Origin of the sequence: Mucilaginibacter pocheonensis (assembly GCF_031456535.1) — a bacterium.
GTDB lineage: Bacteria > Bacteroidota > Bacteroidia > Sphingobacteriales > Sphingobacteriaceae > Mucilaginibacter > Mucilaginibacter pocheonensis.
Genome location: NZ_JAVDUU010000004.1, coordinates 1 through 21,079 on the forward strand (window position 1 = coordinate 1; position 21,079 = coordinate 21,079).

Below are 21,079 nucleotides of genomic sequence, written 5' to 3' on the forward strand. Positions count from 1 at the left end.
TCACCACTCACCACTCACCACTCACCACTCACCACTCACCACTCACCACTCACCACTCACCACTCACCACTCACCACTCACCACTCACCACTCACTTACCGGAGGCAACGCCCCAATAGCAGCTATTTCTTATTTTTTTAAGTATAGCAGGTGTTACGCTTGATACCTGTTGCTGGTACTTGTTCTGATTGTTTAATAAATACATGATACCATTCTGATTATCATACACATAAGAAAACATCTTTTTTTCTTCGCCGTTTTCATTTTTCCTCACATCAACCCTTAAGCCATTGGTCGCATTTGAACTGTCGGCTGGTTCAGCAGGAGCAGAAGCTTTAACCCAATTAACGGTATAGCTTATATCAACCGGCGATACCGATGCCGTATTTTCTTTGTAACTTTTACTGGCTTCTATCACCTGCAGCAGGCATTTTACACAGGGGTCGGCAACCGTGGCCGTACCATAATTTTTTTGCGGATTATTGATCACGCTATCCTTTTTTCCGGCTACCTGCAAAGCGGTTTTTGAAATATCATTTGATACCGGTTTTGGTTTGGAATGACCGCAAGCCAATAATGCGATGATTAGCACGCCCAGACAGGCATTTAGCTTTAATACACTCATATTAGGTTATACTTATATCTCTTATATACAGCATTTAATGCCTTTTGTGTTACCCTGATCATAAATTGAGCACTTTTTGCCGGCAAAAGTTAATTAACAGCTATTTTTATTAAAACACCGTTTTATTGCAATTACAGGACAGGAAAAGACGGCTTTTTCTATAAATTTTCTTAAAATTGTCTGATTTAATTTTCCCTTGTTATTAAACACGGCGGCAAAACATAATCATCATAATAATTTTATAAAAAATCAGGTTATAACCTGGTATAATTTAATTTGAACATCCCTTTACGGGTATCCTACTAAAATGACTAAAAGCGATAGAGTTTCAGGAACAACGGTTGATGTGGTTTTAATTGGCGCGGGTATCATGAGTGCCACACTTGGGGCAATGCTTAAAGAACTGCAACCCGATCTAAGTATCGAAATTTTTGAACGCCTTGATGTTATAGCTGCCGAAAGTTCGGCCCCGATGAACAATGCCGGTACCGGTCATTCTGCTTTTTGCGAACTAAATTATACTCCTGAACTGCCTGATGGCAGTATCGAAATAAAAAAGGCTATAAAAATTGCCGAACAGTTTGAAATTTCAAAAGAGTTTTGGACCTATCTTATTGAGCAAAAATATATAGAGTCGCCACAAAGCTTTATACGCAAGGTGCCTCACATGAGCTTTGTTTGGGGTCCCGAAAATGTAAACTATTTAAAAAAACGTCAGCAAGCACTTGTTAAACATCACTTTTTTAAAGGGATGGAATATTCTGAAGATCCAGCTCAGCTTCAGAAATGGATCCCGCTGGTTATGGAAGGGCGTGATAAGAACGAAAAGGTTTCGGCCACATTCATGGATATTGGTACCGACGTGAACTTTGGCAGCTTAACCGATAGTTTGATTGAGCAGCTGAAACAAAAACAAGGTGTTAACCTGCACCTTAACCATGACGTAAAAAACCTTAAACGGAACAACGACGGAAGCTGGTTGGTAACCGTAAAAGATAAAACAACAGGCCAAAAAAGAACACTGAACGCCAGGTTTGTTTTTGTTGGTGCAGGTGGCGGGGCATTACACCTTCTGCAAAAATCAGGCATACCCGAAAGTAAAGGTTTTGGCGGTTTCCCGGTAAGTGGTCAGTGGCTGGTGTGTAATAACCCCGATGTGGTAAAACGTCACGAGGCTAAAGTATATGGCAAGGCATCGGTAGGCTCGCCGCCAATGTCGGTACCGCATTTGGATACCCGCATGATCAATGGCAAAAGAGAGCTGCTTTTTGGCCCCTATGCTGGCTTTTCCACTCGTTTTTTAAAGAAAGGTTCGCTGCTCGACTTATTTAACTCTATTAAATTTAATAATATATTACCACTGCTCGCCGTAGGGCGCGATAACTGGCCGCTAACCAAATATCTTATCAGCCAGGTAATGCAATCGCCGGCAGACCGTTTAAAAGCCCTGCAGGAGTATATGCCTACTGCAAAAGCAAATGACTGGGATCTGGATATAGCCGGACAACGGGTACAGGTGATAAAAAAAGACGCCAAACATGGCGGGGTGCTGGAATTTGGTACCGAAGTAGTAACATCGGCCGACGGCAGTATCTCGGCATTGCTGGGCGCTTCTCCGGGGGCATCTACATCAGTACCCATCATGATCCATTTAATTGAGCGTTGCTTTAAAAGCCGGATAAAAACTAACGACTGGCAGCAAAAACTAAAGTTGATGATACCCTCATACGGCGAGTCACTGGCCAATAATGAAGCTTTAAGTGAAGCCACCAGGGCAAGAACAAGCAAGGCGTTGGGGTTAATTTAAAAGCAGCTATAATAGCTGGCTGGTTGAACCAATTGATCTGCTCGTGCTCCTACTGAAACATACCAACTGATATATTATTATTAACAGCTGTTTCTTTCACTTTAAATTCGGCGGGCTGACCTAATAGCGTTGTTTTGATCAAAAATGGTATTTTGATCCCCCCGGTTATGCCTTCGTAATTACCCCATTCGGTAACCGAGGTTAGCGGCCCTTCTATTACCTGTTTTATTTTTAAGCCGGTCTTTTGGTTATAAAAGTTCTTTATCCGGGCGCCGTCGGCAATGTTGATGTCAACCTCATACGCAATATCGCCGTTCACAATTTTAAGTGTAGAGTCAAGTTTCATCAGGTATCCGCTTTTTTCATAGTCGAGTTCGGGGAACGCTTTACCTTTAAATTTTATTATTTTCTTGCCCACTTCATCTAAAGGTATGGCCCGGTTAAGCTGTTGCGCGCTTATGTTATCGCCATTCACTACAATATGGTTAACTACCAAATTGTTATATGAAGGCACGGTTACCTGCTGATAAAACATGTCAGGCGTTCTGTAACGGGTAACCATTTGCACTTCCGAGCCCTGTATTGTACCCGTTGATGACACTTGCAGGTCGCGGATGTTTTTCAATTTTTCAACTCCTCCAATGGCATCAATATATGTTTTTATTACGCTTGCAGCTGTGGCGCCGGCGGGCACAGGCAAACCGCTGAATGAATTATTCTCCGGATTTATATCAGGCAAAAGATGGTCGGGATCAACAGTGGCCGAAATAATTTTTGAAGTAGATTTATAATGAAATGTCCAAAAACCGCCACGCTGCCATATTTCAACGGGCAACTGTATCGTAGCGGTTTTACCATTTTCTTCTTTAATAAGCAAGGTAACCGGCAACGCCATTTCTTCCAGATTCTCTACGGTAATAAGTGAGCCTTTTGAAGCATCACCGTCAGGATAAGTAATATCTCTTATACCCTGGTCAAGTTTCCAGGTAGTAAAAAACCATTCGTTCCAAAACCAGCTCAGGTCTTCGCCGGCAGCGTTATCCATAGTATGAAAGAAATCCCAGGGAGTAGGATGTTTAAAAGCCCACCGTTTAATATAGGTTTTAAAAGCGTAATCAAAACGTTGTTCACCAAGTATTTGCTCGCGTAAAACAGTAAGACCCAAAGCAGGTTTTTCATAAGCGGCCGCACCCAAAAACTCCGGCTGCAAAACGTCGGGAATGGTCATAATAGGTTCGGCGTTTTGATCAAATAAACCCAGCGCGGCCTTTTGCTGGTCTTGTTTTATGTAGTACTCGCCCTTATTAAAAACTTTGGTATCCACATTATTTAAAAATGTGTTGAAGCCTTCGTCCATCCAGGCATATTTGCGTTCGTTTGACCCCACGATCATCGGAAACCAATTATGCCCAAATTCATGGTTGGTTACATCCCACAATTCGGCTGCCTTATTTTCAGATCCGCAAAAAACAATACCTGGATATTCCATTCCCCCAACTGTACCCGCTACATTGGTTGCTACCGGGTAAGTGTACTCAAACCATTGGCTTGAATACAGTTCAATAGCATTTTTCACATATTCTGTTGAACGCCCCCAGGCTGTATTACTTTTTACTTCAACCGGGTAAACAGATTGTGCCAGGGCCGTTTTGCCCCCTGGCAAGTTAATGCGCGCAGCATCCCACATAAATGCTTTTGAGGCCGCCCAGGCCACGTCACGGGCATTTTTACATAAAAAATGCCAGCTAAGCATTGGTTTATTTTGATGATCGTTACCGCGTAAAACATCGGTTGAATCTTTGATCATTACCGTTTTATCGCTTTTGCGGGCCTCGGCCAGGCGGCTCAGGGTAGTTGCCGGATACACCTCGTTGGGATTAAGCAATTCGCCCGATCCAACTACAAGCAGGCTTGCAGGGGCGGTAACTGTATAATCAAAGTTGCCATATTCCAGGTAAAATTCGCCCGCGCCAAGATATGGCATGGTATTCCATCCGCTTACGTCGTCGTAAACCTCCATCCGCGGATACCATTGGGCCATTTCGTATATCCAGCCGTTTTTTGTGAGCAAACGGCCCATCCTGTCTGTACCATATTGTGGCACATCAAATCCATATTCAATTTTTATTTGCAGCTTGCTGCCGCCGGCTTTCAGCGAGTCTTTTAATTTTATTTGCAGGCGGGTATCGGTCACTATATAGTTGGCCTTCTCTGTTTTACCATTTTTTGTCACGTAAATGGCTTTTATTTCATCGCCTTTGGTAAATGTCCTGTTGCTGAACCGGCCGCCTGTTATAGGGCTGGTAGCTTCGGCCCTTGAATCTTCCCGGTAAATATTCTGCTCCACCTGCAGCCATAAAAAGCCCAGCGCGTCGGGACTGTTATTGGTATAAGTAATTAACGCTGTACCGTCAACCCGGTGTTTTGCGGTATCTAATGTAATTTCCAGCTTATAATCAGCGCGGTTTTGCCAATACTTTGAACCAGGGGCGCCTCCGGCAGTTCGGAATTCATTTCCTTTTTCAGGATAAAAAACCGGGTTGAACACCTTATGCTGGTCATATTTCACACCAGTCTGATTATCATTTTGCGCATAACCCTGAAAGGTAAAAGCACATAACAGTGCACCAAATATGATGTTATAAAACCTCATGGAATCATTGTTGATTATTATGAACGCCCAAGATATTAAAAATAATAGCTATACAGACAAGCTATAAACGTTCAATTACACATTATAACATAATTTAACATTTACATATTATTTTATTTAACAGCGATATCATTGAGAGGTCAAAAAATGTCATGTACGGCACCGTTCAAAATCTACAAGCCAGGCTGGCGCTTTAAAAACATTATACAAACCATTACCTATTTTTTATATTTTTGCGGATGATTAGGAGCATGTAAAACCGCTGCTCCGTATCACATTCCTAATAAATGGATATATCAGTAGTAGTACCGCTTTATGATGAAATAGAATCATTACCCGAGTTAACCTCATGGATAAGCCGGGTAATGGATGAGCATCGTTTTACCTACGAGATCATACTTATTGATGATGGCAGCAAGGATGGTTCATGGGAGATGATCAAAAAACTACATCTGAACAACCCTTTTATAAAGGGCATCAAATTCAGGCGTAATTATGGCAAATCCGCTGCTTTGAATACCGGCTTTGCGGCTGCCAACGGTAATGTAATTATTACGATGGATGCCGACCTGCAAGACAGTCCCGATGAAATCCCGGAGCTTTATCGTCGTATTGTTGAAGAAAATTACGACCTGATATCGGGCTGGAAAGCAAAAAGATATGATCCGCCGAGTAAAACTATACCCACCAAACTGTTTAACGCGGCTACACGCAAAATGAGCGGCATTAATAACCTGCATGACTTTAACTGCGGGTTAAAAGCTTACCGCAAAGTGGTGATAAAAAACATTGAAGTTTATGGCGAAATGCACCGTTATATACCCGTATTGGCCAAGTGGGCGGGCTTTACCAAAATTGGCGAACAGGTAGTAGAGCACCGTGCACGTAAATATGGCAAAACCAAATTTGGCATGAGCCGTTTTGTTAATGGTTTTTTAGATCTGCTCTCTATATTTTTCGTGGGTAAGTTTGGAAAACGCCCTATGCACTTCTTTGGCACTATGGGCACATTGAGCTTTTTTACTGGTTTGGTTATAGCGATATGGATCATCAGCGAAAAGCTTTACCTGATAGCACATAATGAAAAATACAGGGATATAACCGCCAATCCGCTATTTTATATCGCACTGGTGGCTATAATTTTAGGCTCCCAGCTGTTTTTAACCGGTTTTGTGGCCGAACTGGTAGCAAGAAGCGCAAATGAGCGCAACAATTACCAGGTAGAGGAGATTTTGTAAACAGATAAGTGATTTGAAACTTGAGATCCAAGTCCTGAAACACGGTCTTCCATCTCATATCTCTTATCTCTTATCTCACATCTAAAAACATGTTTTTTTCCATCATCATTCCATTATACAACCGCCCGCAGGAAATTAAAGAACTGCTGGAAACCCTTACACTGCAAACTTATACTCAGTTTGAAGTGCTGGTAATTGAAGATGGCTCGGTTGATGATGCCGAAGCCATTGTAAACACCTTTGCAGGCAAACTGGATATCCGTTATTTTAAAAAGTCCAATGAAGGCCAGGGCTTTACCCGCAACTTCGGTTTTGAACGTGCTAAAGGCGATTATTTTATTGTTTTTGATTCTGATTGTCTTATACCTGCCAATTATCTTGAAATTGTAAACAACTCTTTAGCAGTTAATTATCTTGATGCTTATGGCGGCCCTGATGGCGCCCACGCGTCATTTACGCCAACACAAAAAGCCATAAGCTACTCCATGACCTCCCCTTTTACAACCGGGGGCATCCGCGGCAACAAAAAGTCTATAGGGGTATTTCATCCGCGCAGCTTTAACATGGGCATATCAAGGCAGGTATGGGAAAAAGCCGGTGGTTTTATTATTACCCGTCTTGGTGAAGATATAGAATACAGCATCCGTATCCACTCCCTGGGTTTTAAAATTGGATTAATACCCGATGCTATAGTTTATCATAAAAGGCGCACCAACTTTTGGCAGTTTTACAAACAACTTCATTTTTTTGGCAGGGCGCGTATCAATATTTATAAATTCTTCCCTAACGAGCTAAAGCCTGTTCATTTTTTCCCGGCAATATTTACAATAGGCGTTATTCTGACCATTGTTTTCAATATATTTGGCTGGCAAATTGCCTGGTTAGGAAACAGTGTAATTGCCGCCGTTATTTTGTTGATTTTTTTTCATGCCTGGTGGAAAAACCAATCGGTAAAAATTGCATTTTTGAGTATTATTGCCGCCTTCACCCAACTTATTGCCTACGGATTAGGATTTATGCAGGATTTTTGGAAGCGGGTAATTTTTAACAGATCATAAGAATATATGTACCACCCATTTTCTGTTGCAGAAACTATTAAAACTGCATGGAATGTACTAAAGAAGAATTTTGCAACAATTTCGGTGTACTCTATAATTGCATTCGTCATTGTTTTTGTTTCTGGTTTTATTGTATTCTATTTTGATGACAACGCCGTAATTAGCGGTATTGGTTTTATTGTTTTATTAGTTGAGATAACGTTTATATTCCTGGCATTTATTAAACTGGGGTTCAGGCTTATGGACAGGGAATACTATGATTTTGACTTTGGCGAGATCATTCCCAAAGTTAGAATGCTTATAAGCTATCTAACTTTATTGGTATTTGTAAGCACACTTGCTGTTCTTGTAACTCACTTAATTGAAAACGTTAACAATGAAAATATAAAAGGGATTTTAAACTTTATAGTTGGCTTAACGGTACAGTTTTTTTTCCTGTTTTATTTCCCTATATGTACCTGCTTCATTGTTGATGACGCTTCGGGGCCGGTTGAATCTGTAATACAAAGTTTTCATTTAATCAGAGGGAACTTCTTCAAGTACTTTTTAATATTTCTGTTGATCGAAGGATTTATGCTATTGGGGGCCTTAACCGTTATCGGGTTAATATTGGTAATTCCCTTTGTAAATATTATACTGTTAGTTGCCTATCGTAAATTGGTTTACAGCCATTTAGACGTAGATGACGACATTGCCGAAACAAATTAGCCTATGGGATTAAAATCTGCATTAAGCAAAGTATTTGCAGCCGTAGTGAACCGTCAGCTTAATAAGGTACGCAAAAACGCAATAAGCTTGCAGCAAAAAACTTTTACCGATCTGGTTGATGCTGCCAGGTATACCACTTTTGGCAAAGAGCATAACTTTGATCTTATTAATAATTACGAAGATTTTAAAAAGAATGTCCCCGTACATGATTATGAGGACCTTCGCCCTTATATTGACCGGGTTGTAAAAGGTGAAGAAAACGTGCTGTGGCCCGGCAAACCGGCTTATCTGGCCAAAACATCCGGAACAACCTCGGGTGTAAAGTACATTCCCATTTCTAAGGAAAGCATGCCCCAGCATATAAAAGCCGCGCGTAATGCGCTGCTTAGCTATATTCATGAAACCGGCAAGGCCGATTTTGCAGATGGTAAAATGATATTTCTGCAAGGCAGTCCCACACTGTCTATCAAAGCCGGGATATCAGTTGGCCGCCTGTCGGGTATAGTGGCTCATCATATACCGGCTTATCTGCAAAAAAATCGCCTGCCCAGCTACGAAACCAATTGCATTGAGGATTGGGAACAAAAGGTTGATGCTATAGTAGAGGAAACTTTCAATCAGGATATGCGGCTTATATCGGGTATCCCGCCGTGGTGCCAGATGTACTTTGACAGGCTATCAGCAAAAGCGGGCGGCAAAAAGATAAAAGACATATTTCCTAATTTTAAGCTTTATGTACATGGCGGGGTAAATTATGAACCCTACCGCGCACGTATGGAAGAAATCATTGGCGCAAAGATAGATGCTATTGAAACGTACCCCGCATCTGAAGGTTTTATTGCCTTTCAGGATTCGCAAAAAGAAAAGGGCTTATTATTGTTGGTTGATTCAGGGATATTTTACGAATTCATCCCATCCGAAGAATATTTTAATGAAAATCCAACCCGCATCAATTTAAAAGATGTAGAACTGGATAAGAATTACGCCCTTATCATGAACACCAGTGCGGGTTTATGGGGTTATAGCTTGGGCGATACCATTAAATTTGTTTCAAAGGATCCGTATAGGATCATAGTGACAGGTCGTATCAAGCATTATATTTCGGCTTTTGGCGAGCATGTGATCGGCGAAGAAGTAGAGCAGGCTTTGATGAGTGTTGCAAAGGAAGAAGGTGTTGATGTAGTAGAGTTCACCGTAGCGCCACAGGTTAATCCACCGGCAGGGCAACTCCCCTATCATGAATGGTTTATTGAATTTGGAACAGCGCCTGCCGATCTGAAAGCTTTTTCACTTAAAGTAGATAAAGCGTTGCAAAAGAAAAATATTTACTATTTTGACCTCATTGAAGGTAACATTTTGCAACCTTTGGTAGTCAATAGCTTGCAAAAGGACGCGTTTATAAATTACATGCGTTCGCAGGGTAAACTTGGAGGACAAAATAAAGTGCCGCGATTGGCCAACGACAGGAAGATTGCCGACGTATTAAAGGAATATGTAAATTAGCATAAAATATTACGTCATTGCGAAAGAACGAATTATATCTTATTTAGAACATCATTGACTAATTATATAAAAAACATTGCCATTCTTGGCTCAACAGGTAGTATAGGCACACAAACACTGGAAGTGATCAGGAACAACGCAAATTTGTTCAGGGCATTTTTAATTACCGCACATTCCAATGCCGATCTGCTTATTAATCAGGCCCTTGAATTTAAACCTGAGTATGCAATAATATGCGACGAAAGCAAATACCCTGAGGTTAAGGCCGCACTGGCTCACTTGCCGGTAAAGGTACTTGCCGGCCATCAGGCTATTGTTGACACAGTAACCCATCCTGATATTGCCATAGTACTTACCGCCATGGTTGGCTTTGCCGGCCTTGAACCAACGGTTGCAGCTATAAAAGCGGGCAAGGATATAGCGCTGGCAAACAAAGAAACCCTGGTAGTTGCAGGCGAGCTGATAACTGGCCTGGCTAAACAGCATGATATTAAAATATTGCCTGTCGACTCGGAACACTCGGCTATATTTCAATGCCTTGCGGGCGAAGAAACAAATAGGATTGAAAAGATCATATTAACCGCATCCGGCGGGCCGTTCCGTGGCAGGGATCTTGATTTTTTAGCCGACGTAACCCGCGAAGATGCTTTGAAACATCCAAACTGGATAATGGGTGCAAAGATCACTATTGACTCGGCATCGCTCATGAACAAAGGGCTTGAAGTAATAGAGGCTAAATGGTTGTTTGATATAAACCCCGACCAGATCGAGGTGATCGTTCACCCGCAATCTATCATTCACTCCATGGTACAGTTCAGTGATGGATCTATCAAAGCGCAAATGGGATTACCCGATATGAAGCTGCCTATACAATATGCGCTGGCTTATCCTAACCGCATACAAAACAATTATAAGCGCTTCACCTTTACCGATTATCCTAACTTAACGTTTGAAAAACCAGACTTGGATACTTTTCGTAATCTAAGTTTAGCATTTGCTGCGTTAAAACAAGGCGGTAATATGCCATGTATCATAAATGCTGCTAATGAAATTGCTGTTGCAGGTTTTTTAAACCGGTCAATAAGCTTTTTAGCCATGAGCAACGTTATAGAAGAGTGCATGCAGCAAATAAATTACGTAGCGCAGCCAACCTTAACCGACTATTTGAATACTGATAAAGAAACACGCATCTTTGCGCAAAATTTAATACAACAATTGCCATTAAAGGCAATACAATTTTAATATACAAAACATAAATAATGAGTATAGTGATAATGGTTGGCCAGCTTTTACTGGGCCTTTCAATTTTAATAATTCTGCATGAGCTGGGACACTTTCTGGCGGCGCGGGCTTTTGGTATCAAGGTAGAGAAGTTTTACCTGTTTTTTGATGCCTGGAATATCAGCCTGTTTAAATTTACATATAAAGGCGTTGAATATGGCATTGGCTGGCTCCCTTTGGGCGGCTACGTTAAAATTGCCGGTATGATAGATGAATCAATGGATACTGATCAGCTTGCCGGTCCGCCGCAGCCCTGGGAGTTTCGTTCAAAACCGGCCTGGCAGCGCCTGATTGTAATGCTTGGCGGTGTTACCGTAAACATTGTATTAGGCATATTGATATTTTGGGTGCTTACCATGCGTTTTGGTGATAGTTATATCCCTAATTCAAGCGCCAAGTATGGAATTGTACCCGGCGAAGTAGGTAAAAAAATAGGCCTGCTGCCAGGCGATAAAATTGTTGCTATTAATGGTAAAGCCGTTGAACGTTTTGACGACCTTACCAGCCCAAAAGTGTTACTTGAAAACACCGTTTTCAGTATTCAGCGCGGTGCGCAAAATGTAAGCGTTACTATACCGCGTACTATATTAAATGATTTGTCTGACCACGGCATTGAAGAATTTATCAGCAGAATTCCCCGCATGAAATTCGCTGTTGATTCTGTTGTTCCAAAAAGCAATGCCCAAAAAGCAGGACTGGCCAAAGGCGATAGCATTGTTGCAGTTAACGGTCAGCCTATCAATTTTTATGATCAGATAAAACCAGAACTACTAAAGGAAAAAGGTAAGTTAGTTGACCTTAGCATAAAACGCAACAGCAATGCCATGATATTAAAAACTCAGGTGAGCAATGATGGTACTATTGGTTTTGCGCCTACTAAAGATGACTTGCCCGAAGTAAAAACCATATATTATGGTTTTTTTGGCTCGCTGCCTGTGGGTGCCGCAAGAGCTTGGGGAACTTTTACTGATAATGCCAAAGGCCTGGGTAAAATATTTAAGGGCGATGTTAAATTCAGCAAGGCCGTAAGCGGTCCCGTTGCTATTGCCAACCTGTTTGGCAGCCATGTTGATTGGGTACATTTCTGGAGCCTGGTAGGCTTTTTATCAATGGTGCTGGCCCTGATGAACCTGCTGCCCATCCCGGCGCTTGACGGTGGCCACGCGGTATTTTTAATTATAGAAATGATAAAAGGTAAGCCATTAAGTGATAAATTTTTGGAGCGTGCCCAGATAGTTGGCTTTGTTATATTAGTTACGCTGATGGTATTTGTTTTTGGCAACGATATTGTAAAGCAGGTAATGAAAAAATAAAACCCTTTTAGTTAAGTTATGCACAGCCCCGGGATTAGTTTTCCGGGGCTGTTTTGTTTGCGGGGAAAAGTGTACCTTCGCGAAATTATTTTCTTGAAAACGCATATGGCTCTTTTGCCTGCTTAAATCTTCAACGACAATAAATAAACAAATTACACAATGAAAAAAATTGTCGATTATAGAAAGCTTTTAGGGGTAAATGAGGCAGCCGAATTACAGGAATTAAAAACAGTTTACCGCAGTTTAATGAAAACCTGGCACCCTGATAAGTTTCAGGACAGTGCAGAAAGTAAACTGGAGGCCGAAGAAAAAAGCAAAACCATTATTGAAGCCTATCATTTTTTGGTAAGCATAGCTCCCGAAACCCGCGATCAATCATTTGCTGAGTATACCATAACCACAACAACATCAAGCATTGCTGATTTTGAATACCAATCGCAAGTGTTGAAAATAGCTTTTGCAGATGGTAATACCTACGAGTATTTTGACGTTCCTAAAGCCGTTTATATTAAACTGATCAACGCCGATTCGCCAGGCAGGTTTGCACGCCGGCACATCTATAACAACTATGTTTACCGGAGTATTAATAAGCTGGCCGCTACTGCATAGATCATTATTCCGTTTTAAGCGGTAGGTTCTGTAGGTACCTGATCATCTGTATCAGGCGTATCAAATATCGAGCGTTCCTTTTTAAGTATAGCAGCGCCTATTAAGCTGATAATAACACCAAAAATAATATCAATTATCAGGGTGCCAACAGCTGTGAAAATTGGCCCGTATTTTTTGCCAATTTCCATCGCCTTATCAATTTGCCCGGCTGACATGCCTTTTTCTGACATCTGGGCCTGAGAAGCAACTAATGATTTTTCAAGCACTTCCGGACTTAGTATAGCAAGATATAAGTAAACAAAAACGGCCAGTGCTAAGCCCGTATAAAGGGCATACCTAAATCCAGCAGAAAAAGCCTCACCAAAGGTTATATACCCGCCAAGGGCATCTTTATACTCCTTTTGAACGAGTATTAAAAAGGCTATAAAAGGTAAATAACCTATATATTTTACTGATGAGTTTGGATCAAGGTCAAGAAACTGGATAGCGTAAGTTAAAATAATAGTAGCAGCTAAATTAATAAGAGCCCATTTGATTGCTAAATTATTTTGATTAGGTGTTTGGTTCTTCATAATTATTGGTTTAGTAATATTATTTTAAATTTAAGTAATATTTCCTATACTATATACTAATTCTATTTATACATGCCGTATATAAAAAAACGGGCCCTTCATTGAAGGGCCCGTTGCATAATATGATGAACTTTATAGCAAACCGGCAAACTTATCAGGTCTGCGGGTTATAAACCTGTATCTCTTTTTTAAAGAACGCGGCAAAAATAATGGCCAAAACAAACATAAATATAATAGAGATACCTACTCCCTGTATTTGTTTGCCTATAGTAACATCTTTTTGAGCTTCAAACTCCTGTTGGATCTCATTTAGTTTTTTGTTGATCACATCCTGGCTCGTTTTACTTTCCTTCAGGAACTTACTTACTGAATTTGTCATAGCCAACTGTGTTTTTTCAATCATGTGCGGTTCTATAACCTTTGCAAATAACTGGTCGCGCAGTATAAACAACACTACAAAAGCTGTAAAAAACATAATGAATATACCGGTCGCAGCTTCTCTTAAAGTCCAAAAGCCGCCTATCTTTTTCCTAAAGTTAAAACACAGCACTACAACCAGTAAAATTGGAAGCAGTACCGAAAATATGAATGGCACAGCAGATATTAATACAACTGACGTTGCAGATAACATGATGTAAAATGATGCAATGTTCAACAAGGCCAATGCTACCCCCAACAATAATCCAAAAGTTATGCCCAGGGTTCTTAACCGCTTTTTATCAATTTCAATTGCCATCAATGAGCTATTATTTAAAATTTATCAAAATATCTAATACTGCCATATCAAACTCTTTGTCAACGGCGTTGGCAGCGATCTCATTTTTTGCTTCAACAGATGGATCAATATTTTGAAAAAAGCACATCATCGGATAAAACAATTCTTTCAATTCAGAATCTTCGGGCAGGTTTTTAGCTGCTTTACTAATCTCGGCTACAGAACTGTCAATCAGTATCTGGTTGGCAATTATAGGTTCATAAATACGGTACTCATCCTGAAACTCGTCTTCATCAACCAGTAAAAATTCTTTCAAATAATCTTCCAGTTCGGGTTCAATACTTTCGTCTTCGCACTCATTAAGATATAATAATAAGTTTAGTAGCTCAGTGCCGCGATCAAGGGTTTGCTCTTCAATATCTTCCCATTCCGGCGTGTCCAGGTAATCCTCTTCCAGTTTTTTAACATCAGCGCTAAAAAAGTTGATCATCAGCAGATCAAAAAAAACTTCGCGTAATGATTCTACCGCAGGGTTGTTGTCAAAAACTTCGTCCAATGCATCTACCTTGGTTAAAAAGTCCTGGTCTGAGGCGAAAACTTCACCAAAATCATTGGTAAGCCTCACGGCGTCAAAACTATTATATTTAGAAAAAGCCTCCAAAGCGGCTTCAAAGGCGGTTTCTATTTTTGGATCGATCATGATTATCTATTTAAAAATTTGTTGATTATTATATGTTAAAAGTACTTTTCCTTTTAAACTCTGTCCAATAAACGGTGAATTGATTGATTTGGATTGATTATTTTTCCCGTTATACTCCCATTCCGCGTCAGTATCAAAAAGCACCAGGTTGGCCATCTCTTCTTCGGCAATAACCGGCACGTTAACCCCCAGTATCTCGCGTGGGTTAATAGCCAGTTTATCAACCAGCAGTTCTACCGGTAAGCCTGATCTGAGCGCCAGCGGCAGGGCCGTCTGAAAGCCTGTTATCCCGTACTCGGCCACTTCAAATTCCACATCTTTAAACTCCACCTCGTGTGGCGTATGTTGCGTTACTATTGCATCGATAGTGCCGTCTTTAAGGCCTTTTATCAAGGCGGCGACATCATCTTTGGTACGCAGCGGAGGTTTTACTTTATACATGCTGTCAAAGCCTAAAAGGGCTTCATCGGTTAGCACCAGGTGATGGGCGGCCACATCGCAGGTGACCTCAAGCCCCTTGCGTTTGGCCTCGCGGATCAACTCTACAGAGCGCGCGGTTGATATGGTACTGAAATGTATTTTTGAAACCGTGTATTCGGCCAGGTACAAGTCGCGCGCGATCATGAGTTCCTCGGCCAGCGAAGGAATACCCTTCATCCCAAGCAGCGTGCTCATCTCGCCTTCATTCACTTTAGCTTTGCCTGCAATAGCGGTATCTTCCGGGTATGAAAACACCATCGCGTCAAAGCCCTGGGCATACAGTAAGGCGCGTTCCATTAAACCGGCATCCTGCACAGGCCGGTTGCCATCAGTAAACGCTTTGGCGCCGCTCAGGTACATGTCATACATTTCGGCCAGGTCCTTACCTTCGCGTTTGTGCGATATGGTTCCTAAAGGATACACGTCGACCAGGTTATTTTTAGCCCTGTTAAGCAGATATTCAATTTCGGCCTTAGAATGCACCGGCGGGATGGTATTTGGCATAAGCGCTACTCCGGTAAAACCTCCGGCTGCAGCGGCCCTCGTGCCTGAGTGCATGTTTTCCTTGGTCTCCAATCCTAATTCACCTATATTACAGTTCAGATCAAAAAAACCCGGAGACACATATTTGCCTTCGCCGTCTATCAGTTCGGCATCGGCTTCAATATTCTCAGCAATGCGGGAAATAACCCCGTTTTCGATAAAAATATCGGCAATCTGTTGATGGAAGGCTGATCCGGGATCAAGGATGGTGGCAGATTTGATAAGCAAATTCATTAGCACTGCTTTAAGGATTTTGTATTGATTGAACCGGCTGTTTTATGGTTCGTTTGCTGGGTTTAAAATACCTGATCAACAAAACTTCGACCGCCAGAAAAATCAATGTCAAAATTATACAAAGTTTCCATAATTGTGTGCCAAAATTTGTTTCAGTGATAATACTCTTTAATGAAGCATTACTGCCTGTTAATAAAGACGTTGACTTTGGCACTAACGCTTTTAGCTCGTCACGTTTTAAATAACTCATGTCCGATTCGTTCCTGTTATCGTTAAAGGCCAGCATCGCCAGCGTACTGTCCTGCTTTTTCAGGGCGTAAATACCTGTTTCATGCAATTGGTCATACAGGTATAAAAGTGTGCTTCCCTCCTGCTGCCGTACGTCAGGGATAGTGCTTTGCCCGCCTTTAACCAGCTTAAGCAATTGCTTTTCGGCAAACTGCACAGGTGGTATCTCTAAAGTTTCGTCCGCGCCGAGTGTATAAAACAGCGGCAGGTCGTGTCCGCTTAACAGGGTTATTCTAAACAGAGTAGGCACAAAAAGCGCATGCCGGGGCAAATTACTATATTCCTCATCAAGCGGGACAGCAGCTACATAAACCCTGCCCAGGACACTGGTGTACCCCGCCCAAAATGGTTGTCCATCGTTCAAAGTCATCAGGTTATCCTGTCCTCCCCGGGATGGCCCTAATTGATAATACTTTTTAACCACCGGTAGATCCGGGTTATCCGGAAAGCTTTCAAACACGTTTTTAAATATAGGGCTTTGTTTGTTCAATACCGATACTTTAGCACTTTCGGTTATCAATTTTACGGGCCAGGCAGCGTTCATTGGTTGCAGAAACGTGCGATAACTTGCCATATCAGCATCAACTGCCGGAAATACAACCAGCGTGCCTCCCTTGTCAACATAGGCTTTTAATTGCTGTGCCAGGCCTGAGGATATTACTTTCACATCGCTCATTATCACTAAGGGCAAACTACCCAGGCCAGCATAATCCACGTTACCGTCAGACACATGCCTGACCGCAAAGAACGGATCAGCGGCAAAAGCTGCCTTCAAATACTGATTGGGTAAACCGCCATCAATAAGCAATACAGGTATTTGCTTGCTTACGTTAAAGCTGAAATAAAATTTATTATCAAACGTAACGGGATTGTCCTGCAGTTCTATTTGCCCCTGTTGCCAGCCCGCTTGCAGCCCCATAAAGGCCAGCGTGTCGATCTGTACCGCGCGCGCGGGGATTGTGTAGCTCCCCAGGGCTTTTTGAGCGCCATTTATAATTACTTTAAGCGGTATTTTATCAGCTTTTTCACCGGCATAGTTGTGCAGGCGTACTACCAGTTTTTCGCTTTCGCCGGGGCGGTGTACCGCGCTTAACAACCATACCGAATCAACTGCAACATTGGGCAGATTGCCTGCTTTGAGTTGAATTAAGCTAATGGCAACGCTGCTATCGGTTTTTAATGACTTAGCGGCCATACTCCTCTGGAAATCAGAAATGATATATGCCGACCGTATGGCTCCTGGCTGTGATAATAACAAATTTTGCTGTCTATTGATGATTTGCTGCAGGCTACGGCTTTGAGGACTGATCTTTACTTGGTCAACAGCGTCATTAAATTCATCGCGGTTCAGCAGGCGCTGGTGTTTCCCCTCAAAATCCTGTGTAAGCAGCTGAAACCGATCGTTTATATTATAGGCCGATGCAATTTCCTTTGCTTTTTGCCTGGCATCATCCAATAAGGACCCCTCGCGGTTAAGGGTTTGCATGCTGTATGAATTATCTACAAAAATACTCACCGCGTTTTGCCTGCCCGTATTGCTTGTATCCTGAGTTGCCAGATAAGGGCGGGCAAATGCTAACACCAGGAAAAATAAAGCCAGCAAGCGCGATGTAAGGATAAGCCGCTCTTTTAAATTTCGTCGGGATGCCTGCTGTTCCTGTATCTCCTTTAAAAACTGCACGTTACTGAAGTTCACTTTCTGAAATTTGCGAAAGTTGAACAAGTGGATAATAACCGGAATAGCTAAAGTGAGTAATGCAAATAAAAATACGGGATATATAAAGTGCATATTTTACATGGCAATTGGCAGATATACAAATGTGCGAATAAATGTGCAGATTTCAGATGCGCACATTCAATGTTAGGGTGTTCGGTTTAGCGGAGGCTGAGCACTACGAACACCATGAACAAGCACGATCACTGACATGATGATGTCAGAGCCTTTTGAGGGGTAAAAGTATCTGTTTTTGACACGTCTTTTTTATTATTTGTTAGTTTATGTGAAGTATTCGCTACAGTTTTAACATAAATCAGCGGGTTTTCAAAACAAAAACCAGCACCGCCGCCTTCATCTATAAATACACATCAATGAATTGGAATATCGGCTGCTCGGGCTTTCATTATAAGGATTGGAAAGGGCGTTTTTACCCTGATAATTTGCCACAGCGCAAATGGTTTGATTACTACTGCGAACATTTTAAAACGCTGGAACTAAATGTTACTTTTTACCGTTTTCCGCAGCTTTCATTTTTACAGACCTGGTATAATAAAAGTCCGGCAGATTTTCGTTTCGCGGTGAAGGCGCCGAGAGCTATAACCCACTATAAAAAGTTTAATGATACTACCGAGCTGATCACCAGTTTTTATGATACCATTAACAATGGCCTGCAGGAAAAACTGGGGCCGGTATTATTCCAGTTGCCGCCCAGCTATATCTATGATGATGAAAAACTTGACCGTATTATTAACAGCCTGAACCCATCCTTTAAAAACGTACTTGAACTAAGGCATGTAAGCTGGTGGAACACTGCCGTTTATGAAAAACTGGCTCAACATAACATCACTTTTTGCGGCATGAGCCATCCTACCCTGCCCGATGAGGTGATACAGAATACCCCTGTTGTTTATTACCGCTTTCATGGTGTGCCGGTGTTGTACCGGTCGCCTTACTCAAAAGACTTTCTTCAAAAAGTGATCAATGCGGTAAAACAAAACCCCAATACCCGCGAAGGCTGGTTTTATTTTAATAACGACTTTGATGCTGTTGGCGTTGCTAATGCAAAAGATATGATATTGCTCATCAAATAATTTCATAATTCCAACAATTAACTACATTTTGCTTCCGATTTTAAACCACTTATTTAACTATGGAATTTAGACGATTAGGAGAAACGAAGCTGGCCGTTTCGGCTATAACTTTCGGGGCCTGGGCAGCCGGCGGCTGGATGTGGGGCGGCAATGATGATAACGATGCTATTAAAGCGATGCGCGCATCATATGATCTTGGTATCACGTCAATTGATACCGCGCCTATTTACGGCCAGGGCAAAAGCGAAGAACTGGTTGGCGCCGCTATTAAAGGCTTACCGCGCGACAAGGTGCAGATATTAACCAAATATGGCTTGCGCTGGGATTTGGCCAAAGGCGAATTCTTTTTTAAAAGCCAGGATAACGACGGCAAGGATATTGATATTTATAAATACGCGGCTAAGGAAAGCATCATCCTGGAATGCGAAAACAGCCTTAAACGCCTGGGGACTGATTATATTGATCTGTACCAGATACACTGGCCCGATGCTACCACTCCTATTGAAGAGACCATGGAAGCCATAATCAGGCTTAAAGAACAGGGGAAGATACGCGAAGCCGGGGTGAGCAACTATGATGTAAAAAAAATGGCCATTGCCGAAAAAACCATCAAACTGGCCTCAAATCAGGTACCATTTAGTATGGTGAACCGAGATATTGAGGATGAGCTGATCCCTTATTGTATTGAAAATAAAAAATCTATACTGGCTTATAGTCCGCTTGAGCGCGGCTTGCTTACCGGAAAAATAAAACCCGGTCATCAATTTGGCGAGGGCGACCACCGTGCCGGCAACAAGTATTTTAAGGAAGAAAATATAAAACGCACCAATGAATTCCTGGCCAAAATAAAGCCATTGGCTGATGAAAAAAATGCCACATTGGGTCAATTGGTTATCCGCTGGACAATTAACCATCCGGGTATAACCGTTGCGCTGGTTGGCGCCCGCAACGCTGAACAGGCCAAACAAAATGCCAAAGCCATTGAGATACACATTAACGGCGAAGAAATGGAATTTATAAACAATCAACTGAGCGATCTGGAGATAGTTGGGTAAATCCGGACTTGTTTGTGCGATTTTTAAAGCAAAAGAGCATCTCAAAGGTCGATTTTGAAACAGCCATAAAGTCGCCTTAGAGATTTAATCTGAGTAAAAAAGGGCAATCACCATAGGAAAATTGCCCTTTTTCTTGTTTGAGGTCTGTGCTGTTAGCAGACGACCAAATTAAAATATTTGAGCTTCGTTTGTATTTTTATTTTGAGAACCTCGTATTAGAAAAGCAGCATCTTTATAATCCAAAACCATACGCTATACGCATGCCTATTATGCCGTCGCTATAACCATTGCCGCTAAAGTTTTCATAGCGGGCCGCAATATCCCATTTTTTTGTGGCGTACCCGATGCCTGGCGAAACTAAAAAGTGAACAGGTCCGCCACCATCAGCCACTTCAAACGCTGCACCAACTTCTCCTGCCACGTAGAAATTCGAGTTTATAAAAAACTTGGCACCCGCTTTCACGGGGATTATATCCGATTTGTATTTAATTGTAAAACCGGGATAAACTCCCGTAGCCGGATAAGTCACCGTTTTTGGAAAAAAATGATAAATACCGCTTGTAAAAGTTAAGGCCACTTTATCAGACAAGCTATATTGTAGCCTTGGAGTAATGCCCAATCCAAAATTTAAGGTTTCGGTAGAATTTCCGACAGGCAACAGGCCGTCTACGCCGATTCCGAATCGAAGATTATTTGGCGTTACAGATTGCGCATTGGCATTCCTACCCACAAATAAAATCAGGGCGGTTAAAATGGTAAAAAACAGTTTTGGTGTTTTAATTTTCATAATGTTTAGATTTTGTGATATAGATTAATTGAATGTAGTTTAACGACTAAAAAACACCGATTGTATAATGGGGTCCTGTTAATAAATGTTAAATAAGCTTTC

General features: G+C 41.7%; 18 protein-coding genes. 10 read left to right on the forward strand and 8 right to left on the reverse strand.

Going from position 1 to position 21,079, the window contains the following annotated elements; translation table 11 throughout:
* Positions 1 to 91 precede the first annotated feature (91 nt).
* The gene (locus J2W55_RS18535) at positions 92 to 625 is read right to left on the reverse strand and encodes a hypothetical protein (protein ID WP_310099104.1); all 534 of its coding nucleotides are present in this window, start codon (positions 623 to 625) and stop codon (positions 92 to 94) included.
* A gap of 307 nt (positions 626 to 932) precedes the next feature.
* On the opposite strand from J2W55_RS18535, the gene J2W55_RS18540 reads away from it, so the two are divergent.
* Positions 933 to 2,432, forward strand: coding sequence for a malate:quinone oxidoreductase (locus tag J2W55_RS18540; RefSeq protein ID WP_310099106.1), 1,500 nt, complete (start codon positions 933 to 935; stop codon positions 2,430 to 2,432).
* 49 nt (positions 2,433 to 2,481) lie between these two features.
* Here J2W55_RS18540 and J2W55_RS18545 read toward each other — a convergent pair whose 3' ends face one another.
* A complete protein-coding gene (locus J2W55_RS18545) occupies positions 2,482 to 5,085 on the reverse strand; it encodes a M1 family metallopeptidase (protein ID WP_310099109.1) in 2,604 nt (867 codons plus the stop codon).
* Between the two features lie 287 nt (positions 5,086 to 5,372).
* Here J2W55_RS18545 and J2W55_RS18550 point away from each other — a divergent pair, with 287 nt between their 5' ends.
* The 7 genes from J2W55_RS18550 to J2W55_RS18580 all read left to right on the forward strand — a co-directional run bounded on the left by J2W55_RS18550 (position 5,373) and on the right by J2W55_RS18580 (position 12,795).
* Complete coding sequence (locus J2W55_RS18550; protein WP_310099114.1) at positions 5,373 to 6,323, forward strand: glycosyltransferase family 2 protein; 951 nt, start codon at positions 5,373 to 5,375, stop codon at positions 6,321 to 6,323.
* Between the two features lie 89 nt (positions 6,324 to 6,412).
* Positions 6,413 to 7,381, forward strand: a complete 969-nt coding sequence (locus J2W55_RS18555; protein ID WP_310099117.1) for a glycosyltransferase family 2 protein — start codon at positions 6,413 to 6,415, stop codon at positions 7,379 to 7,381.
* Positions 7,382 to 7,387: 6 nt separating this feature from the next.
* On the forward strand, positions 7,388 to 8,089 hold the full coding sequence (locus J2W55_RS18560) for a hypothetical protein (protein ID WP_310099120.1): 702 nt from the start codon (positions 7,388 to 7,390) through the stop codon (positions 8,087 to 8,089).
* Positions 8,090 to 8,092: 3 nt separating this feature from the next.
* A complete protein-coding gene (locus J2W55_RS18565) occupies positions 8,093 to 9,592 on the forward strand; it encodes a GH3 auxin-responsive promoter family protein (RefSeq protein WP_310099122.1) in 1,500 nt (499 codons plus the stop codon).
* A 54-nt stretch (positions 9,593 to 9,646) separates the two neighbouring features.
* Positions 9,647 to 10,834, forward strand: a complete 1,188-nt coding sequence (locus tag J2W55_RS18570; protein ID WP_310099125.1) for a 1-deoxy-D-xylulose-5-phosphate reductoisomerase — start codon at positions 9,647 to 9,649, stop codon at positions 10,832 to 10,834.
* 17 nt (positions 10,835 to 10,851) lie between these two features.
* A complete protein-coding gene (gene rseP / locus J2W55_RS18575) occupies positions 10,852 to 12,186 on the forward strand; it encodes an RIP metalloprotease RseP (RefSeq protein ID WP_310099128.1) in 1,335 nt (444 codons plus the stop codon).
* 159 nt (positions 12,187 to 12,345) lie between these two features.
* Entirely contained in the window at positions 12,346 to 12,795 is a 450-nt protein-coding gene (locus tag J2W55_RS18580; protein ID WP_310099130.1) for a KTSC domain-containing protein, read from the forward strand.
* Between the two features lie 14 nt (positions 12,796 to 12,809).
* On the opposite strand, the gene J2W55_RS18585 is transcribed toward J2W55_RS18580, so the two are convergent.
* The 5 genes from J2W55_RS18585 to J2W55_RS18605 form a co-directional block, all read right to left on the reverse strand.
* Complete coding sequence (locus tag J2W55_RS18585; protein WP_310099133.1) at positions 12,810 to 13,367, reverse strand: DUF4199 domain-containing protein; 558 nt, start codon at positions 13,365 to 13,367, stop codon at positions 12,810 to 12,812.
* Positions 13,368 to 13,521: 154 nt separating this feature from the next.
* Positions 13,522 to 14,103, reverse strand: coding sequence for a DUF4199 domain-containing protein (locus J2W55_RS18590; protein WP_310099136.1), 582 nt, complete (start codon positions 14,101 to 14,103; stop codon positions 13,522 to 13,524).
* Between the two features lie 10 nt (positions 14,104 to 14,113).
* Positions 14,114 to 14,782, reverse strand: a complete 669-nt coding sequence (locus tag J2W55_RS18595; RefSeq protein WP_310099139.1) for a hypothetical protein — start codon at positions 14,780 to 14,782, stop codon at positions 14,114 to 14,116.
* 6 nt (positions 14,783 to 14,788) lie between these two features.
* Positions 14,789 to 16,039, reverse strand: coding sequence for a dihydroorotase (locus J2W55_RS18600; RefSeq protein ID WP_310099143.1), 1,251 nt, complete (start codon positions 16,037 to 16,039; stop codon positions 14,789 to 14,791).
* A gap of 10 nt (positions 16,040 to 16,049) precedes the next feature.
* Positions 16,050 to 18,116, reverse strand: a complete 2,067-nt coding sequence (locus J2W55_RS18605) for a BatA domain-containing protein (protein ID WP_310099146.1) — start codon at positions 18,114 to 18,116, stop codon at positions 16,050 to 16,052.
* Between the two features lie 299 nt (positions 18,117 to 18,415).
* Between J2W55_RS18605 and J2W55_RS18610 the strand changes: the two genes are divergently transcribed.
* Positions 18,416 to 19,135 (forward strand): DUF72 domain-containing protein, encoded by a 720-nt coding sequence (locus J2W55_RS18610; RefSeq protein WP_310099149.1) that lies wholly within the window; start codon positions 18,416 to 18,418, stop codon positions 19,133 to 19,135.
* 59 nt (positions 19,136 to 19,194) lie between these two features.
* Positions 19,195 to 20,190 (forward strand): aldo/keto reductase, encoded by a 996-nt coding sequence (locus J2W55_RS18615; RefSeq protein ID WP_310099152.1) that lies wholly within the window; start codon positions 19,195 to 19,197, stop codon positions 20,188 to 20,190.
* A gap of 232 nt (positions 20,191 to 20,422) precedes the next feature.
* On the opposite strand, the gene J2W55_RS18620 is transcribed toward J2W55_RS18615, so the two are convergent.
* Positions 20,423 to 20,977, reverse strand: coding sequence for a hypothetical protein (locus J2W55_RS18620; protein ID WP_310099155.1), 555 nt, complete (start codon positions 20,975 to 20,977; stop codon positions 20,423 to 20,425).
* Positions 20,978 to 21,079 lie beyond the last annotated feature (102 nt).